The organism is Nonomuraea sp. NPDC052129, assembly GCF_040680095.1.
Taxonomy (GTDB): Bacteria; Actinomycetota; Actinomycetes; order Streptosporangiales; family Streptosporangiaceae; genus Nonomuraea.
On sequence record NZ_JBFAVX010000023.1, the window covers coordinates 1 to 13890 of the forward strand.

18 protein-coding genes are annotated in these 13890 nt (G+C 67.7%); 9 read left to right on the forward strand and 9 right to left on the reverse strand.

The window, feature by feature from the left end:
* Nucleotides 1–536 precede the first annotated feature (536 nt).
* From AB0L53_RS37840 to AB0L53_RS37855, 4 genes are all read left to right on the forward strand, one after another.
* A complete protein-coding gene (locus tag AB0L53_RS37840; protein WP_364004744.1) occupies nt 537–941 on the forward strand; it encodes a hypothetical protein in 405 nt (134 codons plus the stop codon).
* 435 nt (nt 942–1376) lie between these two features.
* Entirely contained in the window at nt 1377–2210 is an 834-nt protein-coding gene (locus tag AB0L53_RS37845) for a putative protein N(5)-glutamine methyltransferase (protein ID WP_364005194.1), read from the forward strand.
* Between the two features lie 146 nt (nt 2211–2356).
* The gene (locus AB0L53_RS37850) at nt 2357–2482 is read left to right on the forward strand and encodes a hypothetical protein (protein WP_358551477.1); all 126 of its coding nucleotides are present in this window, start codon (nt 2357–2359) and stop codon (nt 2480–2482) included.
* A gap of 5 nt (nt 2483–2487) precedes the next feature.
* Entirely contained in the window at nt 2488–2709 is a 222-nt protein-coding gene (locus tag AB0L53_RS37855; RefSeq protein WP_357944550.1) for a hypothetical protein, read from the forward strand.
* Nucleotides 2710–2712: 3 nt separating this feature from the next.
* On the opposite strand, the gene AB0L53_RS37860 is transcribed toward AB0L53_RS37855, so the two are convergent.
* From AB0L53_RS37860 to AB0L53_RS37870, 3 genes are all read right to left on the reverse strand, one after another.
* Nucleotides 2713–3381, reverse strand: a complete 669-nt coding sequence (locus AB0L53_RS37860; RefSeq protein WP_357944547.1) for a response regulator — start codon at nt 3379–3381, stop codon at nt 2713–2715.
* Nucleotides 3382–3441: 60 nt separating this feature from the next.
* Nucleotides 3442–5934, reverse strand: a complete 2493-nt coding sequence (locus AB0L53_RS37865) for a DUF4118 domain-containing protein (protein ID WP_364004749.1) — start codon at nt 5932–5934, stop codon at nt 3442–3444.
* A 62-nt stretch (nt 5935–5996) separates the two neighbouring features.
* Nucleotides 5997–6464 carry a group II truncated hemoglobin gene (locus AB0L53_RS37870; RefSeq protein ID WP_364004752.1) on the reverse strand — a complete coding sequence of 156 codons (468 nt, stop codon included), beginning with the start codon at nt 6462–6464 and terminating at the stop codon, nt 5997–5999.
* A gap of 175 nt (nt 6465–6639) precedes the next feature.
* Here AB0L53_RS37870 and AB0L53_RS37875 point away from each other — a divergent pair, with 175 nt between their 5' ends.
* Nucleotides 6640–7689 carry a cellulose binding domain-containing protein gene (locus AB0L53_RS37875; RefSeq protein ID WP_364004755.1) on the forward strand — a complete coding sequence of 350 codons (1050 nt, stop codon included), beginning with the start codon at nt 6640–6642 and terminating at the stop codon, nt 7687–7689.
* Nucleotides 7690–7734: 45 nt separating this feature from the next.
* On the opposite strand, the gene AB0L53_RS37880 is transcribed toward AB0L53_RS37875, so the two are convergent.
* Nucleotides 7735–8382 (reverse strand): class I SAM-dependent methyltransferase, encoded by a 648-nt coding sequence (locus AB0L53_RS37880; protein ID WP_364004758.1) that lies wholly within the window; start codon nt 8380–8382, stop codon nt 7735–7737.
* 40 nt (nt 8383–8422) lie between these two features.
* Nucleotides 8423–8623 carry a hypothetical protein gene (locus tag AB0L53_RS37885; protein WP_364004761.1) on the reverse strand — a complete coding sequence of 67 codons (201 nt, stop codon included), beginning with the start codon at nt 8621–8623 and terminating at the stop codon, nt 8423–8425.
* 252 nt (nt 8624–8875) lie between these two features.
* Between AB0L53_RS37885 and AB0L53_RS37890 the strand changes: the two genes are divergently transcribed.
* The 4 genes from AB0L53_RS37890 to AB0L53_RS37905 all read left to right on the forward strand — a co-directional run bounded on the left by AB0L53_RS37890 (nt 8876) and on the right by AB0L53_RS37905 (nt 11967).
* Nucleotides 8876–9451, forward strand: a complete 576-nt coding sequence (locus AB0L53_RS37890) for an XRE family transcriptional regulator (protein WP_364004764.1) — start codon at nt 8876–8878, stop codon at nt 9449–9451.
* A 93-nt stretch (nt 9452–9544) separates the two neighbouring features.
* Nucleotides 9545–10960, forward strand: a complete 1416-nt coding sequence (locus AB0L53_RS37895) for an FAD-binding oxidoreductase (RefSeq protein WP_364004767.1) — start codon at nt 9545–9547, stop codon at nt 10958–10960.
* 34 nt (nt 10961–10994) lie between these two features.
* Nucleotides 10995–11402, forward strand: coding sequence for a cupin domain-containing protein (locus tag AB0L53_RS37900; protein ID WP_364004770.1), 408 nt, complete (start codon nt 10995–10997; stop codon nt 11400–11402).
* Between the two features lie 88 nt (nt 11403–11490).
* Nucleotides 11491–11967, forward strand: coding sequence for a hypothetical protein (locus AB0L53_RS37905; RefSeq protein WP_364004773.1), 477 nt, complete (start codon nt 11491–11493; stop codon nt 11965–11967).
* Between the two features lie 70 nt (nt 11968–12037).
* On the opposite strand, the gene AB0L53_RS37910 is transcribed toward AB0L53_RS37905, so the two are convergent.
* From AB0L53_RS37910 to AB0L53_RS37925, 4 genes are all read right to left on the reverse strand, one after another.
* Nucleotides 12038–12241 carry a hypothetical protein gene (locus AB0L53_RS37910; protein WP_364004775.1) on the reverse strand — a complete coding sequence of 68 codons (204 nt, stop codon included), beginning with the start codon at nt 12239–12241 and terminating at the stop codon, nt 12038–12040.
* 135 nt (nt 12242–12376) lie between these two features.
* Nucleotides 12377–12607 (reverse strand): hypothetical protein, encoded by a 231-nt coding sequence (locus tag AB0L53_RS37915; protein WP_364004778.1) that lies wholly within the window; start codon nt 12605–12607, stop codon nt 12377–12379.
* Nucleotides 12608–12748: 141 nt separating this feature from the next.
* Nucleotides 12749–13018 (reverse strand): hypothetical protein, encoded by a 270-nt coding sequence (locus tag AB0L53_RS37920; protein WP_364004780.1) that lies wholly within the window; start codon nt 13016–13018, stop codon nt 12749–12751.
* Nucleotides 13019–13209: 191 nt separating this feature from the next.
* On the reverse strand, nt 13210–13662 hold the full coding sequence (locus AB0L53_RS37925) for a hypothetical protein (protein ID WP_364004783.1): 453 nt from the start codon (nt 13660–13662) through the stop codon (nt 13210–13212).
* Nucleotides 13663–13890 lie beyond the last annotated feature (228 nt).

A 13890-nucleotide genomic window follows, 5' to 3' on the forward strand; every position in this document is an offset into this window, starting at 1 on the left:
GCAGACATGACGGGGTTGTGCATCATGCACTGGCTTTTAACACACTGTTGAGTTCTCAAGAAACGGACGCGTACTCCCCAACCTGCGAGAGGCGCACATTTCGTTTTCTGTTTTCGTTGTGTCTTTATCTTTTCAGTCGCCCGGCCCGGTGTCAAATTGACCCGACCCGCTCCGACCTGCTGGAATAAAGACCGCCCCGTTTCCGGGACAACCCCTCTAACTTACCAGACCATCCGGACAGATGCGAATCAACCGGACGAACCAGGAAGAAGTGGGATGTGCCGGGCACTGCCTTGGTTCCATGAACCCTTGGCCGCCCTGCCTGAGCAACTCTAGCAGCCGTCCACGCCTGCTTCGTGCCGTACAGGTAATCATGAGGTCCTTCCCTGCCCTCAAGATGCTCAAACCCGCCGAGTCGCCGACCGGATCCACGGCGGGAGGGTGACATGGCGGAGACAAGCCGAAAGCAAGTCATCCGCAATCGGGGGTGTGTACGAAGTATGTACGAGCAATCTGCGCCCTCGGAGGTGTCCGCAATGACCCGCTCGGAGTTCGATGACATCCGCGCCTTCCTGGCCGACGACGCGACTCATGCTGGAGACCTCCTCCGAGTCGCCCGGACACTGATCGACGACCTCGAGCACGCGCGCATGCGCGAGGCCGTCCTGCGGACGTACTACTTGCGCCTGCTCACCGCCGCCCGGGCCACGGTGGCCGCCGAGACGGTGGGCGCGCCCGATCCGCTGGCCTTCATCAAGCACGAGCTCGCCGAACGCGGTCAGCTTCCCGAGGACGGGGAGGCCGTGCAGCGCATCCTGTCCGACGCGCAGGCGGCGGCCGCCCTGCTGGCCTGTCTGGAGCAGCAGCAGCCGATTCAGGTCCGGCCGAGGGGCATGCGACTGCGCCGCTGCGTCGGCACCGCTCGCACGCTCCCCCGCTGAGCCGCGACTCCGCGACTCCGCGAAGCCGCTTGGCCGCTGAGCCACTGAGCCGCCGGTCAAGTTCGCGGAACCCCCACGAACCTGACCGACCCCACGGGGCCCATTGGTCCTAGGGATCCCATGGGTCCCATGGACCTGGCAGGGACCTGGAGGGCCCCACGGCCCGACAGACCTGACGGGCCTGAAGGATCCCGACAGACCTGACGAGGCTCGACAGACCTGGCGAAGCTCGAACGGCTCTCGGAACCCAGACGAAGAGGCCGCTCGCGTGCCGAACAGGACGTCAGGTAATGTTGCCGTCCCCAGCGATGGACCCGATCAAGGAGGTGAGACCCATTAACGCTGCAGCAGGCTGGGTGCTCCCGCCTCGTGATCGTGCGGTCCACCTGACATAGGTGACCGAGGGAGCGCTCATTGGCTTTCCGAAAGGCGCTCATGTCGGTTTTTCCGTCACCTGTCCCCCCGTCCGCCATCATCACCAGGCTCCGGGCCGCCGGCTGTGTATTCGCCGAGGACGAGGCGGAGTTGCTCATCTCGACGGCGAGGACGCCGGACGAGCTCGCCACCATGGTCGACCAGCGGGTCGCCGGGCTGCCTCTTGAGCATGTTCTCGGGTGGGCGGAGTTCTGTGGGCTGCGGATCGCGGTGGATCCCGAGGTGTTCGTGCCGCGCCGCCGTACCGAGTTCCTCATCGACCAGGCCGCGGCCGCCGCGCCGAGCGGTCCCTCCCCCACCGTCATCCTCGATCTGTGCTGTGGCACGGGCGCGATGGGCGCCGCGCTGTCCGCGACCCTCCACGGAAAAGCAGCCCTGAACAGAAACAGAGAAGGGGTCGAGTTGCACGCCGCGGACCTGCACCCCGCCGCCGTACGGTGCGCGCGCCGCAATCTGGCCCCCATCGGCGGTCACGTGTACGAGGGGGACCTCTACGAGCCCTTGCCCGCCACGCTGCGCGGTCGCGTCGACATCCTGATCGCCAGCCCTCCCTACGTGCCCACCGAGGCGATCCGGCTGCTGCCCTCGGAGGCCCGCGTCCACGAGCCGCTGGTGGCGCTCGACGGTGGCGCCGACGGGCTCGACGTCGTGCGGCGGGTGATCGCGGAGGCGTCGGCGTGGCTGGCGCCGGGTGGTCATCTACTGGTCGAGACGAGCGAGCGCCAGGCGTCGCGGACGGCCGAGGACATGGCCGCCGCCGGGCTGACCCCGCGCGTGGCCGGCTCCGAGGACCGGTACGCCACCGTCGTCATCGGCACTAGACCTACCAAATAGTCAGCACGCGCACGCTGCCCAGGTGACCAGAAGACGACCGCTCACTTACCCAGCCTTGGCCGATCGGCTGCAAGACTGCGCATATGTGGCAGCGATGGTTCAACTGGGCAGCAATCGCCCTAGTCGGCGGTTTCAGCCTCATATGGATGGGTGTCGTCATTTACGTTGAAGACACCCCAGCCCTCTGGGTGCGCGTCGGCCAACTGGTCTTCGGTGCCGCGCTGGCCGCTTGGGCTGTACGCAAGACAACCCTGATGATCACCAAGGCGTGAGTCTCATGAGCGATCAACTCTACGAAATCAGTCATGACATGGGGGATGACGTACAGCTCTCCGCCACCGCTATGTACCTGGACAGACTCCCGCAACGGCACAGGATCCTCGAGATCGATGACGAGGCCGCGCGGAGCATCTCCAGATGGGTGAACGAGGAGGACGATCGTGAGTCCGACGCCTTCGCCGATCCGCTGGAGGACTCCTTCTTCTTCGAGCAGGAGTAGGGACTACGGCTGGAAGCGATAGCCCATTCCGGGCTCTGTCAGCAGGTGCACGGGATGTCCCGGGTCGCGTTCCAGCTTGCGGCGCAGTTGCGCCATGTACTGCCGCAGATAGTGGGTCTCCTTCACGTACGAACTCCCCCACACCTCGTTGAGCAACTGCCGCTGGCTGATCAACTTGCCGGGGTTCCGGGCCAGCAGCTCCAGGAAGTGCCATTCCGTGGGCGTGAGCCGAACCCCGCCCGAGACCGTCTTCGTGGCGAAATCGATCACGTGCTCCCCCACCCGCACCGTCGCGGGCTCGTCGGCGGCCGTTCCGGTGCGGCGCGTCACCGCGCGGATCCGCGCGAGCAGCTCGTCGATCCCGAACGGCTTGGTCACGTAGTCGTCGGCCCCCGCGTCGAGGGCGTCCACCTTGTCGGGGCTTCCCGTCCGGCCCGAGAGCACGATGATCGGCACGCTCGTCCAGCCGCGCAGCCCCTGGATGACGTCCACCCCGTCGAGGTCCGGCAGTCCTAGGTCCAGAATGACCAGGTCAGGATGCCAGTCGGCGGCTTGGCGCAGGGCGGCGGTGCCGTCCGGCGCGACGGCCACCTCATAGTGCCTGGCGACCAGGTTGATGCGCAACGCCCGCAGGATCTGCGGTTCGTCGTCCACCACGAGCACACGGGTCAAGGAGTCCTCCTCAAGGAGACGGTCGTGGTCAAGGAGCCCTCCACAGCGAGACGGTCACACTCAAGAAGCCCTCCGCAACGAGACGGTCATGGTCAAGCCTCCTCCGGGCGTCTCCTCCGGGGTGAGCGTGCCGCCCATGGCCTCCGTCAGTCCCCGGGACAGCGCCAACCCGAGCCCCAGCCCCACGCCCTGCCGATCGCCCAACCGCTGGAACGGCAGGAACACCCGCTCCTGCGCCATCGGCGGAATCCCGGGACCCCGGTCCATGACGCGGATCTCGACATGCTCGCCGTACGCGCTCGCGGAGATCATCACCTGGCCGCCGGGCGGGCTGAAGCGGACGGCGTTGGACATCAGGTTCACCAGCACCCGCTCCAGCAGCGCCGCGTCGGCCATGAACTCCGGCACCTCGCCAGTGAACCCGTCACGGACGCGCGAGCGCAGCGGTCCGAGCTCGGCGATCGCCTGGGGAACCACGTCCTCGACGGCCAGCGGTTCCAGCGTGACGCCGAGCACGCCCGCCTGCAGGCGGCTCATGTCGAGGAGGTTCGAAACCAGCCGGTCGAGCTTGATGAGCGACTCACCGGCCGTGGCCAGCAGTTCTTCGCGGTCCTCGGGGGTCCAGTCGACCTCTGTGCCGCGCAGGCCGTCGACCGCGGCCCTGGCCGCCGCGAGCGGATTGCGCAGGTCGTGGCTGACTGCCGCGAGCAGGGCGGTGCGCATCCTGTCGGCCTCTGCCAGCGGTCTGGCCCGGTCGGCCTCCGCACGCAGGCGTTCCTGCCGCAGGGCCACCGCCGACTCCGCCGCGAACGCCTCGAGCACCTGCCGGTCGGCCGCGTCGAGCAGCCTCCCCCGTACGGCGAGTACCAGGTCGTCGTCGATGGGCACGTCGGTGTCGGCATGGCCCGGCGAGGTGGACGGCGGTCCCCCGGCCGTGGCCACGACATGCCATGAGTCGCCGTCGCGCTCCAGCAGCGTGACGGAGTCCAGGCCGTACACCTCCTTGAGCCGGGCCAGCAAAGACGGCAGCGCCGCGTCACCGCGCAGGACGTGGCCGGCCAGCGTGGACAGCACCTCGGCGTCGGCGCGCGAGCGGGCGGCCTCCCTGCTGCGGCGGGCCGCCTGGTCGACGACCGTGCTGACCATCGCGGCGACCAGCACGAAGGTGGACAGCGCGAACAGGTTCTCCGGCGCGGAGATCGTCAGCGTGTGGAGCGGGGGCGTGAAGAACCAGTTCAGCAGCGCGAAGCCGAGCACCGCCGCCGTCAGCGCCGGCCACCTGCCGCCCACCAGCGCGACGGCGACCACCAGCAGCAGGAAGAGCAGGATCTCGCTCGGCAGTGTGAGCCGCTCCGCGAACGTCAGCATGACAGCCGTGAGCAGCGGCACCGCGAGCAGCGCCAGCGCCCAGCCGGCGATCCGCCGGTCCCGGTTCAGCGCGGCCGGCGAGCGGGCGGGACCGCCTACACCCCGAACCGCCTCATGGGGCACAAGATGGACGTCGATCGAGCCGGACAAGGCGGTCGCCGTGACGCCCACGCCGCGGGACAGGATCTGCGCGAACCGGCCCCGCCTGGACGCGCCGAGCACGAGCTGCGTCGCGTTCGCGCCGCGGGCGAACTCCAGCAGCGCGCGCGGGACGTCGTCGCCCACGACCTGGTGATAGGTGCCGCCCAGGCTCTCGACGAGCGCGCGACGGCGTACAAGCGTCGCCGGCTCGCCGTCGGACGCCGGACCGTCGGGCCTGGTCACGTGTACGGCCAGCAGGTCGACGCTCTTGGACCTGGCGGCGATCCTGGCGGCCCGCCTGATCAGCGTGTCGCCCTCGGGGCCCCCGGTGAGCGCGACGACGACCCGTTCTCGGGCTTCCCAGGTGCCCGCTATGCCATGGTCCGCCCGGTAGCGGATGAGCTGGTCGTCCACCTTGCCGGCGACCCAGAGCAGGGCCAGCTCGCGCAGCGCGGTGAGGTTGCCGACGCGGAAGTAGTTGGACAGGGCCGCGTCGACCTTGTCCGGGGCGTAGACGTTGCCGTGCGCCATCCGGCGGCGCAGCGCCTCGGGGGACATGTCGACGAGCTCGATGCGTTCGGCCCGGCGTACCACCTCGTCGGGGACGGTCTCGCGCTGCGGGACGCCGGTGATCTGGCGTACCACGTCGTTGAGCGATTCGAGGTGCTGGATGTTGACGGTGGAGACGACGTCGATGCCCGCGTCGAGGATCTCATCGACGTCCTGCCAGCGTTTGGGGTTCTTCGATCCCGGGACGTTGGTGTGTGCCAGCTCGTCGATCAGCGCGGCCTTCGGCGCGCGTTCGATGACGGCGGCCACGTCGAGTTCGGTGAAGGTGGCGCCTCGGTGGACGAGCGTTTTGCGGGGGATCGTCTCCAGCCCGTCGAGCAGGGCGGCCGTACGGGCGCGGTCGTGGGTCTCGACGAAGCCGACGACCACGTCGCGGCCGCGTTCCCTGGCGCGGGCCGCCTCGGCGAGCATCGCGAACGTCTTGCCCACGCCGGGGGCCGCGCCGAGGTAGATGCGCAGCCGCCCGCGTGTCATGCCTCGCTCCCCGGTGGTAAGTCTGTGACCTCCAGGCTACGACCAGGGACGCGACGGCCTGTCTACGGCTGGTACGGCGGCGCGACGCCCCAGCCCCAGTGGGGCACCGGAGCCTTGGTCGGGGGCTTCGCGCCGGGCTGGGAGTTGTGCACCGCCAGCCGGGTGCCCCACTCGATGTAGCCGGCGAAGGCGGCTCTGAACTCGGGGTCGTCGGGCAGCCCGACCTCGTCGGCGGCGTCCATGAGCAGGTTGACCCATCTGCGCCGCTGCGGCTCGGTGATGGCCTTGCCGAGGTGCTGGGAGAGCATGTGGGGGTAGCCGCCGCGCTCCTTCGTGTAGCGGTCGGGGCCGCCGAACACCTCACCGAGCCACATCGCCACGTATCGGGGATGGCCGGGGTCCATGTGCGCGAACAGTGGCCCGATCAGCTCGTCCTTCTTGACGTGCTGGTAGAACACCTCGGTGAGCCGCTCCAGCGCCGCCACCCCGCCCGCCCACTCGTAGAGGCTCGGCACTGCTTCGTTATCCATGTAATCATGTAATCACCAAGGGGATCAGGTGGTCAATCCACGGCGATGGCCCTGAAAGTTACACGCCGTTACAGGCAACGCCGCAGGTCGCGAGACCCGCCCCAGCCGGTCGCCTTCCCGCCGCCGCTCCGCGCTCCTACGCTCTCGGCAGACCCACGATCTTCGGGAGCCGACGATGTCGAGGACGAGCGCCTTGCTGGTGGCGATGCTGACCCTGATCGGAACGGTACTCTTCCTGACCACCGCACCGGCCGGCGCCGCCGCCATCAGGATCATGCCCCTCGGCGACTCGATCACCGGCTCACCCGGCTGCTGGCGGGCCCTGCTGTGGAACAGGCTGCAGAGCACCGGCTACACCGACATCGACTTCGTCGGCACCCTGCCGCCGCAGGGCTGCTCGGTGGCGCACGACGGCGACAACGAGGGCCATGGGGGCTTCCTGGCGACCAACGTGGCCAACCAGAACCAACTCCCCGGCTGGCTGGCGGCCACCAGGCCCGACATCGTGGTCATGCACTTCGGGACCAACGACGTGTGGAGCAACATCGCGCCCGCGACGATCCTCAGCGCGTTCACCACGCTGGTGAACCAGATGCGGGCGAGCAACCCCGCGATGAAGATCCTGGTCGCGAAGATCATCCCCATGAACCCGGCCAACTGCGCCGACTGCGGGCAGCGCGTCGTCGCCTTCAACAACGCGATCCCCGCCTGGGCCGCCGCCACCTCCACCCAGCAGTCGCCGATCGTCGTCGTGGACCAGTGGACGGGGTTCAGCACGAGCGCGGACACCTACGACGGAGTGCACCCGAACGCCTCGGGCGACCAGAAGATGTCCGACCGCTGGTACCCCGCGCTGGCCAACTTCCTGACCCCTGGCGGGAGCACGCCGACGCCGACGCCCACACCGACCCCCACGCCGGGGGGCGGCTGCACGGCGACGTTCAAGAACGTCGGGCAGTGGACGGGCGGCTTCCAGGGTGAGGTCACGGTCAAGAACACCGGGGCCGCGACGACGAACGCCTGGACGGTCCGCTGGACGTTCGCCAACGGTCAGCAGATCACCCAGATCTGGGGCGGCACTCTCAGCGCGAGCGGAGCCGCCGTGAGCGTGCGGAACGTGGCCTGGAACGGCACTCTGGCCGCCGGAGCCTCGGCCACCTTCGGTTTCCTGGCATCCTGGAACGGCACCAACACCGCGCCCGTCCCCACGTGCTCCCCCACCTGAGCACGCGGGGTGCCCACGCGGACCGAGCCCGACCGCCGACCGCCTTCAGCGAGCGGACGCCCTGATGGCCAGGATGCTAGGGATGGGCTGCTCGCCCGGTTCGTACACCCGCTCGATGGCGAGCCCGGCGTCGATGAAGGCGTTGATCAGGTCCGGCAGCGGCACCTGGCTCATCCCGACCCGGTCCCTGATCCCGCCCTGGCGCCACCAGGACCCGCGCTGATGCCAGCCCTTGAGGTGGTACGTGGGATGGATGATCAGCGCGCCGTCCTCGCGGTTCTCGATGTGCGGGCCGTTGAAGCACGGGTGGACCCCGTAGAACAGCAGCAGCCCGCCTGGGCGGAGCACCCGGGCCGCCTCCCCGAGCAGTCCGGGGAAGTCGCCGATGTCCGTGGACACCCAGAGCATGGTGACGGTGCCGAACACCCCTGAGGCGAACGGCAGCGTCGTCCCGTCACCCTGGAGCAGCGGCGCGGGATCCCGGCGGCGAGCAAGGCGCAACTGGTCGCCGGACCGGTCGAGCCCCACGACGGTCCTGCCGGTGGATCGGATCGCGTCGAGGTAGCGCCCGGTGCCACAGCCCAGGTCCAGGCACGTCCCGTCGCCTGGGCCCAGGAGTTCGGTCACGTCCGAGAGGTTCGGGACGATGAGGTCGTCGTACCACTCGGACAGACCGTCATAGCGTGCCGTCATGATCCCTTGATACCTCGAAATATGCCTGAACGGCGGGTTATTAGCCGCGCGGCTGCCGTACCTGGCGTATTCCGATGAAGGCGACAACAGCGCCGACGATGAGGACGATGGGGCCGATGATGGCCCAGAGAGTAACGCCGCTCATCACGCTGCCACCGACGACGCCCAGCCCCTGAAGCGTCCACAGGGCGCCCATCAGGACCAGGAGAACGCCGAGGACTAGGAAGATCCAGGCTTTCACGGCATTTCTCGTTTCTGTCGTGGATGGGGAAGACAGCGAAACTATCGGGTCTATACCGGTCATTATGCTGCGTGAAGATCCTCGCCGCGAGCGGCCTCGACAAGGTCGTACAGACCCCCATGTTGATCCCACGCCGACCGCGCCAGTGACCGATTCGTTATCTAACGCCCCCTTGTTGGGCCTTCGCATGCTATGTACGGTCCCTTCATTGCCACTTAACAACTTGTTCAGTCAAGTCGATCAAGAGGTTCGATGACGGAGTCGGAGACCGAATACTTAGGTGTACGCATCCGGGCCTACCGGAACATGCGCCAGATGACCGTCCGTGGACTCGCCGCCGAGGCCAAGGCGAGCGCCAGCTTCATCAGCCAGTTGGAGCGGGGACAGACCAGCGCGAGCATCGGGATGCTGCGGCGGATCGCCGGGGCTCTCGGGATCACGGTCGCTGACCTGTTCAACGAGCAGGACGAGGTCGGGCACCGGGTCCTACGCCGCGCCGAACGCCCGGAGCTCCCCACCCAACCCGGCACCCGCAAGTACCTGATCTCCCAGCGCCCCCTGCAGAACCTGGAGGTGTACGCCGGGGAGCTCGACCCGGGCGCCTCCACCGGGGACGAGCCGTACACCCACGGCGACTCCCAGGAGATCTTCCTCATCGTGCGCGGCCAGGTGACCCTCTGGCTCGGCCCCGCCGACTCGGCCGCCCCGCACGTCCTGGTGGCCGGCGACAGCGTGGAGTACCGCACGTCGGTGCCTCACCGCGTGGTCAATGACGCCGACGAGACAGCCGAGGTCCTCTGGACGATCAGTCCGCCCACACCCGCGTGACCAACCCCGTCGCGGTGACGAGGTCACGCTCACCTGGCGTGTGTCCGACTCCGTACTCCTGGCCGACGAAAGTGATGTGAAGGCAGTGCTCACGTGAAAGGCATCCCGCTGACCGAGGACTTCGCCAACGGCGGCGTCTCCTTCTGGTACCGGCAGATCGGCGTGCCGGACCGCCGGGCGGCGCTGCCCGGGTCTCGTTCGTACGACGTGGTGATCGTCGGTGGTGGCTACACCGGCCTGTGGACCGCGTACTACCTCAAGAAGGCCCAGCCCGACCTGCGGATCGCGATCCTGGAACGGGAGTTCGCCGGGTTCGGCGCGTCCGGGCGCAACGGCGGCTGGCTGTCGGCGGAGTTCGCCGGCTCGCGCAAGCGGTACGCCAAGGCCCGAGGCCGCCAGGCGATGATCGACCTGCAGCACGCCATGTTCCGGTCGGTCGACGAGGTCATCGAGGTGACCCGCCAGGAGGGCATCGAGGCCGACATCCACAAGGGCGGCCTGGTGCACGTCGCGACCAACCCCGCCCAGCGGCGCCGCCTGCGCGAGGAGCTGTCCTCGTTGCGCACCTGGGGGTACAGGGAGGACGACCTCAGGGTGATGTCCCGGGACGAGCAGCAGGAACGTCTGCAGGTGGCGGGGACCCTGGAGGCCACGTACTCGCCGCACTGCGCCCGCATCCAGCCCGCCAAGCTGGCCGTCGGACTCGCCTCGACGGTCGCCGCGCTGGGCGTGGACATCTTCGAGAACACCACGGTGACCGAGATCCGCCCTCGCCAGGGCGGTATGGCCTCGGCCGTCACCTCGCGCGGCGTCGTCTCGGCCGAGTACGTCATCCGCGCCACCGAGGGCTTCACCGCCAGCCTCGCCGGGCAGCACCGGCAGTGGCTGCCGATGAACAGCTCCATGATCGTCACCGAGCCGCTGCCCGCCGAGGTGTGGAAGCACATCGGCTGGTCGGACAACGAGCTGCTCGGCGACGAGGCGCACGCCTACATCTACGCCCAGCGCACCGCGGACGACCGGATCGCGATCGGCGGGCGCGGCGTGCCGTACCGGTACGGATCGCGCACCGACTCCCGGGGCGCCACCCAGGCGCAGACGGTGGCGCTGCTGTGGCGAATGCTGGTCAAGCTGTTCCCCGCCGCGGCCGACGCTCGCGTCCAGCACTCGTGGTGCGGCGTGCTCGGCGTGCCGCGCGACTGGTGCTCCACGGTGCACCTGGACCACACGACCGGCCTCGGCTGGGCGGGCGGTTACGTGGGCAGCGGCGTCACCACCACGAACCTGGCCGGCCGTACGCTGCGCGACCTGGTGCTGCGCCGCGACACCGAGCTGACGGCACTGCCCTGGGTGGGCCGCCAGGTCAGGCAGTGGGAGCCGGAGCCGCTGCGGTGGACGGGGGTGCAGCTCATCTACGCGCTCTTCAGGGCGGCGGACCGGCACGAGAACGACCGCGGCACCACGACCTCGGCCTACGCCCGCCTCGCCAACCTCATCTCAGGCCGCTGACCCTCGTGAATCTCAGCCGCGTGAGTTTCGGCGGTTGAGATTCAGGCCACTGATCTACGTTAGGACGGCTCTTGACCCAGCTCTCCCACCTGGCGCACGCCCCGTCGGCCCCCTGCCCGCCGCCGAACCCAAGCCGACCAGCCTGACCGGCCAGTCGGAGTCCACGCTGGAGGTGTGGGCCGACTCGCACGCCGAGACGGGTATCTGGGAGTGCGAGCCCGGCTCGTTCACCGCGGTCAGGGACGGCTTTCACGAGATCTGCCAGATCCTGGCGGGGCGGGCGACGCTGACCGGCGAGGACGGCCGGGTCGTCGAGCTCGGGCCCGGCTCGACGGTCGTGCTGCCGGACGGCTGGCGGGGCACCTGGGATGTGCACGAGACGATCCGCAAGACGTACGTGACCGTCCGGACCGGCCGTCAGCCGACCGGTGGCCCGGCCTGATCAGAGCCGCTCGGGTTGCCTCGGCGCGTTCCGCGGGGCCACAGTGGCAGGCGAGACCCGCGCCGGCTACCTTCCCGAAGGGCGCACCATGAGCGACACGCCTTCCACCGATGATCGCAAACGGAGCGATTCGTTCCCCGATTCCATCGGTGCGTTCCTCGCCCTTTTCGTGATTCTCACGCTGATGTTGGCGACCGGCTCATGGCTGGCCAAGAAGTACGACTGGGCCGACCACGGCGGCTTCCAAGCGCCGCTCGGTCATCTCGTGGGCACCTTCGTGGGTGGTGCGATGCGCACTTTCGCGATGTTCTCCCTACCCATGCTCCTGTGGCGATTAGGGCGGTCGATCCCCCGTCGTGCATACAGCCGCCTGAGCACCGGACTCCTACTCTGCGGACTCGCCACCTTCAGCTTCGTACTCTGGGTGCCCGAAGGCGGCGGCCCCGTCCAGACCTGGCCTCAGTGGCTCTTGATCGAGGTTTCGGTCGGTTCGACGTTTTGCGGCCTGGCAGGTCTCGGACACTGTGCAGTCCTTGCCCGTAAGACGCGCGAGGCAGGCGATTAACCCTCCGCACGTGCTTCTCATCGCCTGGGCCGGCCGCACGCTAGCGGCCATGCACATACGCGACGACGCTTTACATGATCAGCAGAACAACGGCGACTATTTGCACGATCGTCAGCCATTGTGGCAGCGAGTCCCACCTGATCGCCATGACCAGTAATACCGCCGAAGGGCCGATCACCAGCATCGCCCCCGTGGAGTCCGCGAATTCATCGAGCAGAAGAACGCCAACGCCACCGATGAGCACAGCGGCAATCGTCAGGACGATAGCGAGCACAGTGGCGATGACACCCCAGGCGATGCCATCGGCCAGAATGGAGTTCCACGCCGGCCCTGATATCCACGGCCACAGTAGCCATATGACGCATGCCACGACGATGCACGGCGCAAGAGTGCGAAGAATCCGAATCAACTACGTGATGACCTTCACGGGGCCGAGCATCGTGGCGATGCCCATAGCGGATATGAGGGCGATGAACCACCAAGGCGCTTGTGCTCTTATCTGAAGCAGTATGTTCCAAACAGCCGCAACCCACTCGCCTATCCCGCTGGGATGAGGACGCTCCGGATCTTCGGTGAGAAACCACACGTCGCCGACGTCGAAGCTGATGATCTGCATGGTGTCGGCGACGATTCCGACCACGCCGACGACGCCCGGTGTTGCCAGGAAGCGCCACCACCGAGGGACGTTGCCGTTGGGGGTATGCGATCATCATCGGCTCAGATCCAGAAGGGCCTCTTGCCTGGTGGCGGGGGCAGGATTTGAACCGGCGGCCTGACGTGATCAGAGTCGCTCACGCAGCCGCACGTACTCACGGCCGGCTTCGATGATCGCGACGTACCGTTTGAGGTCGAACTCCTCGTAGGTGTGCCCGTAGTCCTGCGGAATCGCGTTCAGCCCTCGCGGGTCGACCGGCTCGACGAACCCCATGGCGTCGAGCCGGTCGAGCTCCATCTGCAGCTTCCTGTCCTGCCGGAATTGCGCGGGCACGGGCCCCTCCGCTGCGAGCCGCCGCAGATGGCCCCACTCGTACTTGGTCACCAGCTCGCTCAACGCCACCTGCAGCGCCCGCAGCTCGGACGATGCGCCGCATCATCATGCCTCGAGTGTGTGCCCCTTGGCCTGCCGGTGGAGGACGGGTTGGCCACCGTGACGCACAAGGAACAGCGGTGATGGCTCAGTGCCCCGGACGGACCTTCTTGGAATCCGCCTGCCTAGCGATGGGCGTTGGGAGTACTGATCACTCAGGACGCTGCCCAGAAGTACCAGCCCTGGTCATCGAAGCAGGGATGGGTCTGTGTCCCACCTGCCTGCACACCGTTCCTCCAGTATTCGCAAATTCCCTGAGTGGAATAGGGGCCGTACCAGTGACCCGCCGTTTCCTTGGCCTGTGCGGGACTGACGGAGAGCAGTAGAGCCGAGAGGCCGCCGATCGCGGCAATGGCAATTCTTCCAGTGACGTTTCGCTTCATTTCTCTGCTTCCTTCCAGTCGTTTCATCGTCATACGGCCGGCTACGTCAAGCGCGGAAGCGTTATAGGCGACCACTGCTTGCCCAGCAGAGAGCGGCCGCCCATTCGGTTCCACGCCATTGAAGACAGACGTATTTCTGGAGGTGCCGACGATTTTCGTCACCCATGCGTCATTCACGCTATTGTCCAAGAAGGCTTGGCGCCAGGTAGCCAGCAGGACATTCATAGGGCATTTAGCCGCTAATGGAGCAGTTCGTGAGAGCTCGTGGCGGCGTGCGGGGTTCAAGTGCAGAGCCATGGACAAGAAGCCCCGCTCTGTCGCTGATCTTGGGACGTGGCACGATCTGGTAGTTGATCGTGTACGGAGTGCGTTCCGGGATGCGTTGAGGAACTGCTCCCGCATTGGGCGGGGATTGCGGTCGAGGCCGTGGAGCGGGTCGCGGGGTTGGTGAGC

Excerpts from the sequence above, each read along its gene's own strand:
- AB0L53_RS37840 (WP_364004744.1), top strand. The coding sequence starts at position 537 with ATGACCCGCTCGGAGTTCGATGACATCCGCGCCTTCCTGGCCGACGAC.
- AB0L53_RS37845 (WP_364005194.1), top strand. The coding sequence starts at position 1,377 with ATGTCGGTTTTTCCGTCACCTGTCCCCCCGTCCGCCATCATCACCAGG.
- AB0L53_RS37850 (WP_358551477.1), top strand. The coding sequence starts at position 2,357 with ATGGGTGTCGTCATTTACGTTGAAGACACCCCAGCCCTCTGGGTGCGC.
- AB0L53_RS37855 (WP_357944550.1), top strand. The coding sequence starts at position 2,488 with ATGAGCGATCAACTCTACGAAATCAGTCATGACATGGGGGATGACGTA.
- AB0L53_RS37865 (WP_364004749.1), bottom strand. The coding sequence starts at position 5,934 with ATGACACGCGGGCGGCTGCGCATCTACCTCGGCGCGGCCCCCGGCGTG.
- AB0L53_RS37870 (WP_364004752.1), bottom strand. The coding sequence starts at position 6,464 with ATGGATAACGAAGCAGTGCCGAGCCTCTACGAGTGGGCGGGCGGGGTG.
- AB0L53_RS37875 (WP_364004755.1), top strand. The coding sequence starts at position 6,640 with ATGTCGAGGACGAGCGCCTTGCTGGTGGCGATGCTGACCCTGATCGGA.
- AB0L53_RS37880 (WP_364004758.1), bottom strand. The coding sequence starts at position 8,382 with ATGACGGCACGCTATGACGGTCTGTCCGAGTGGTACGACGACCTCATC.
- AB0L53_RS37890 (WP_364004764.1), top strand. The coding sequence starts at position 8,876 with ATGACGGAGTCGGAGACCGAATACTTAGGTGTACGCATCCGGGCCTAC.
- AB0L53_RS37905 (WP_364004773.1), top strand. The coding sequence starts at position 11,491 with ATGAGCGACACGCCTTCCACCGATGATCGCAAACGGAGCGATTCGTTC.
- AB0L53_RS37925 (WP_364004783.1), bottom strand. The coding sequence starts at position 13,662 with ATGAATGTCCTGCTGGCTACCTGGCGCCAAGCCTTCTTGGACAATAGC.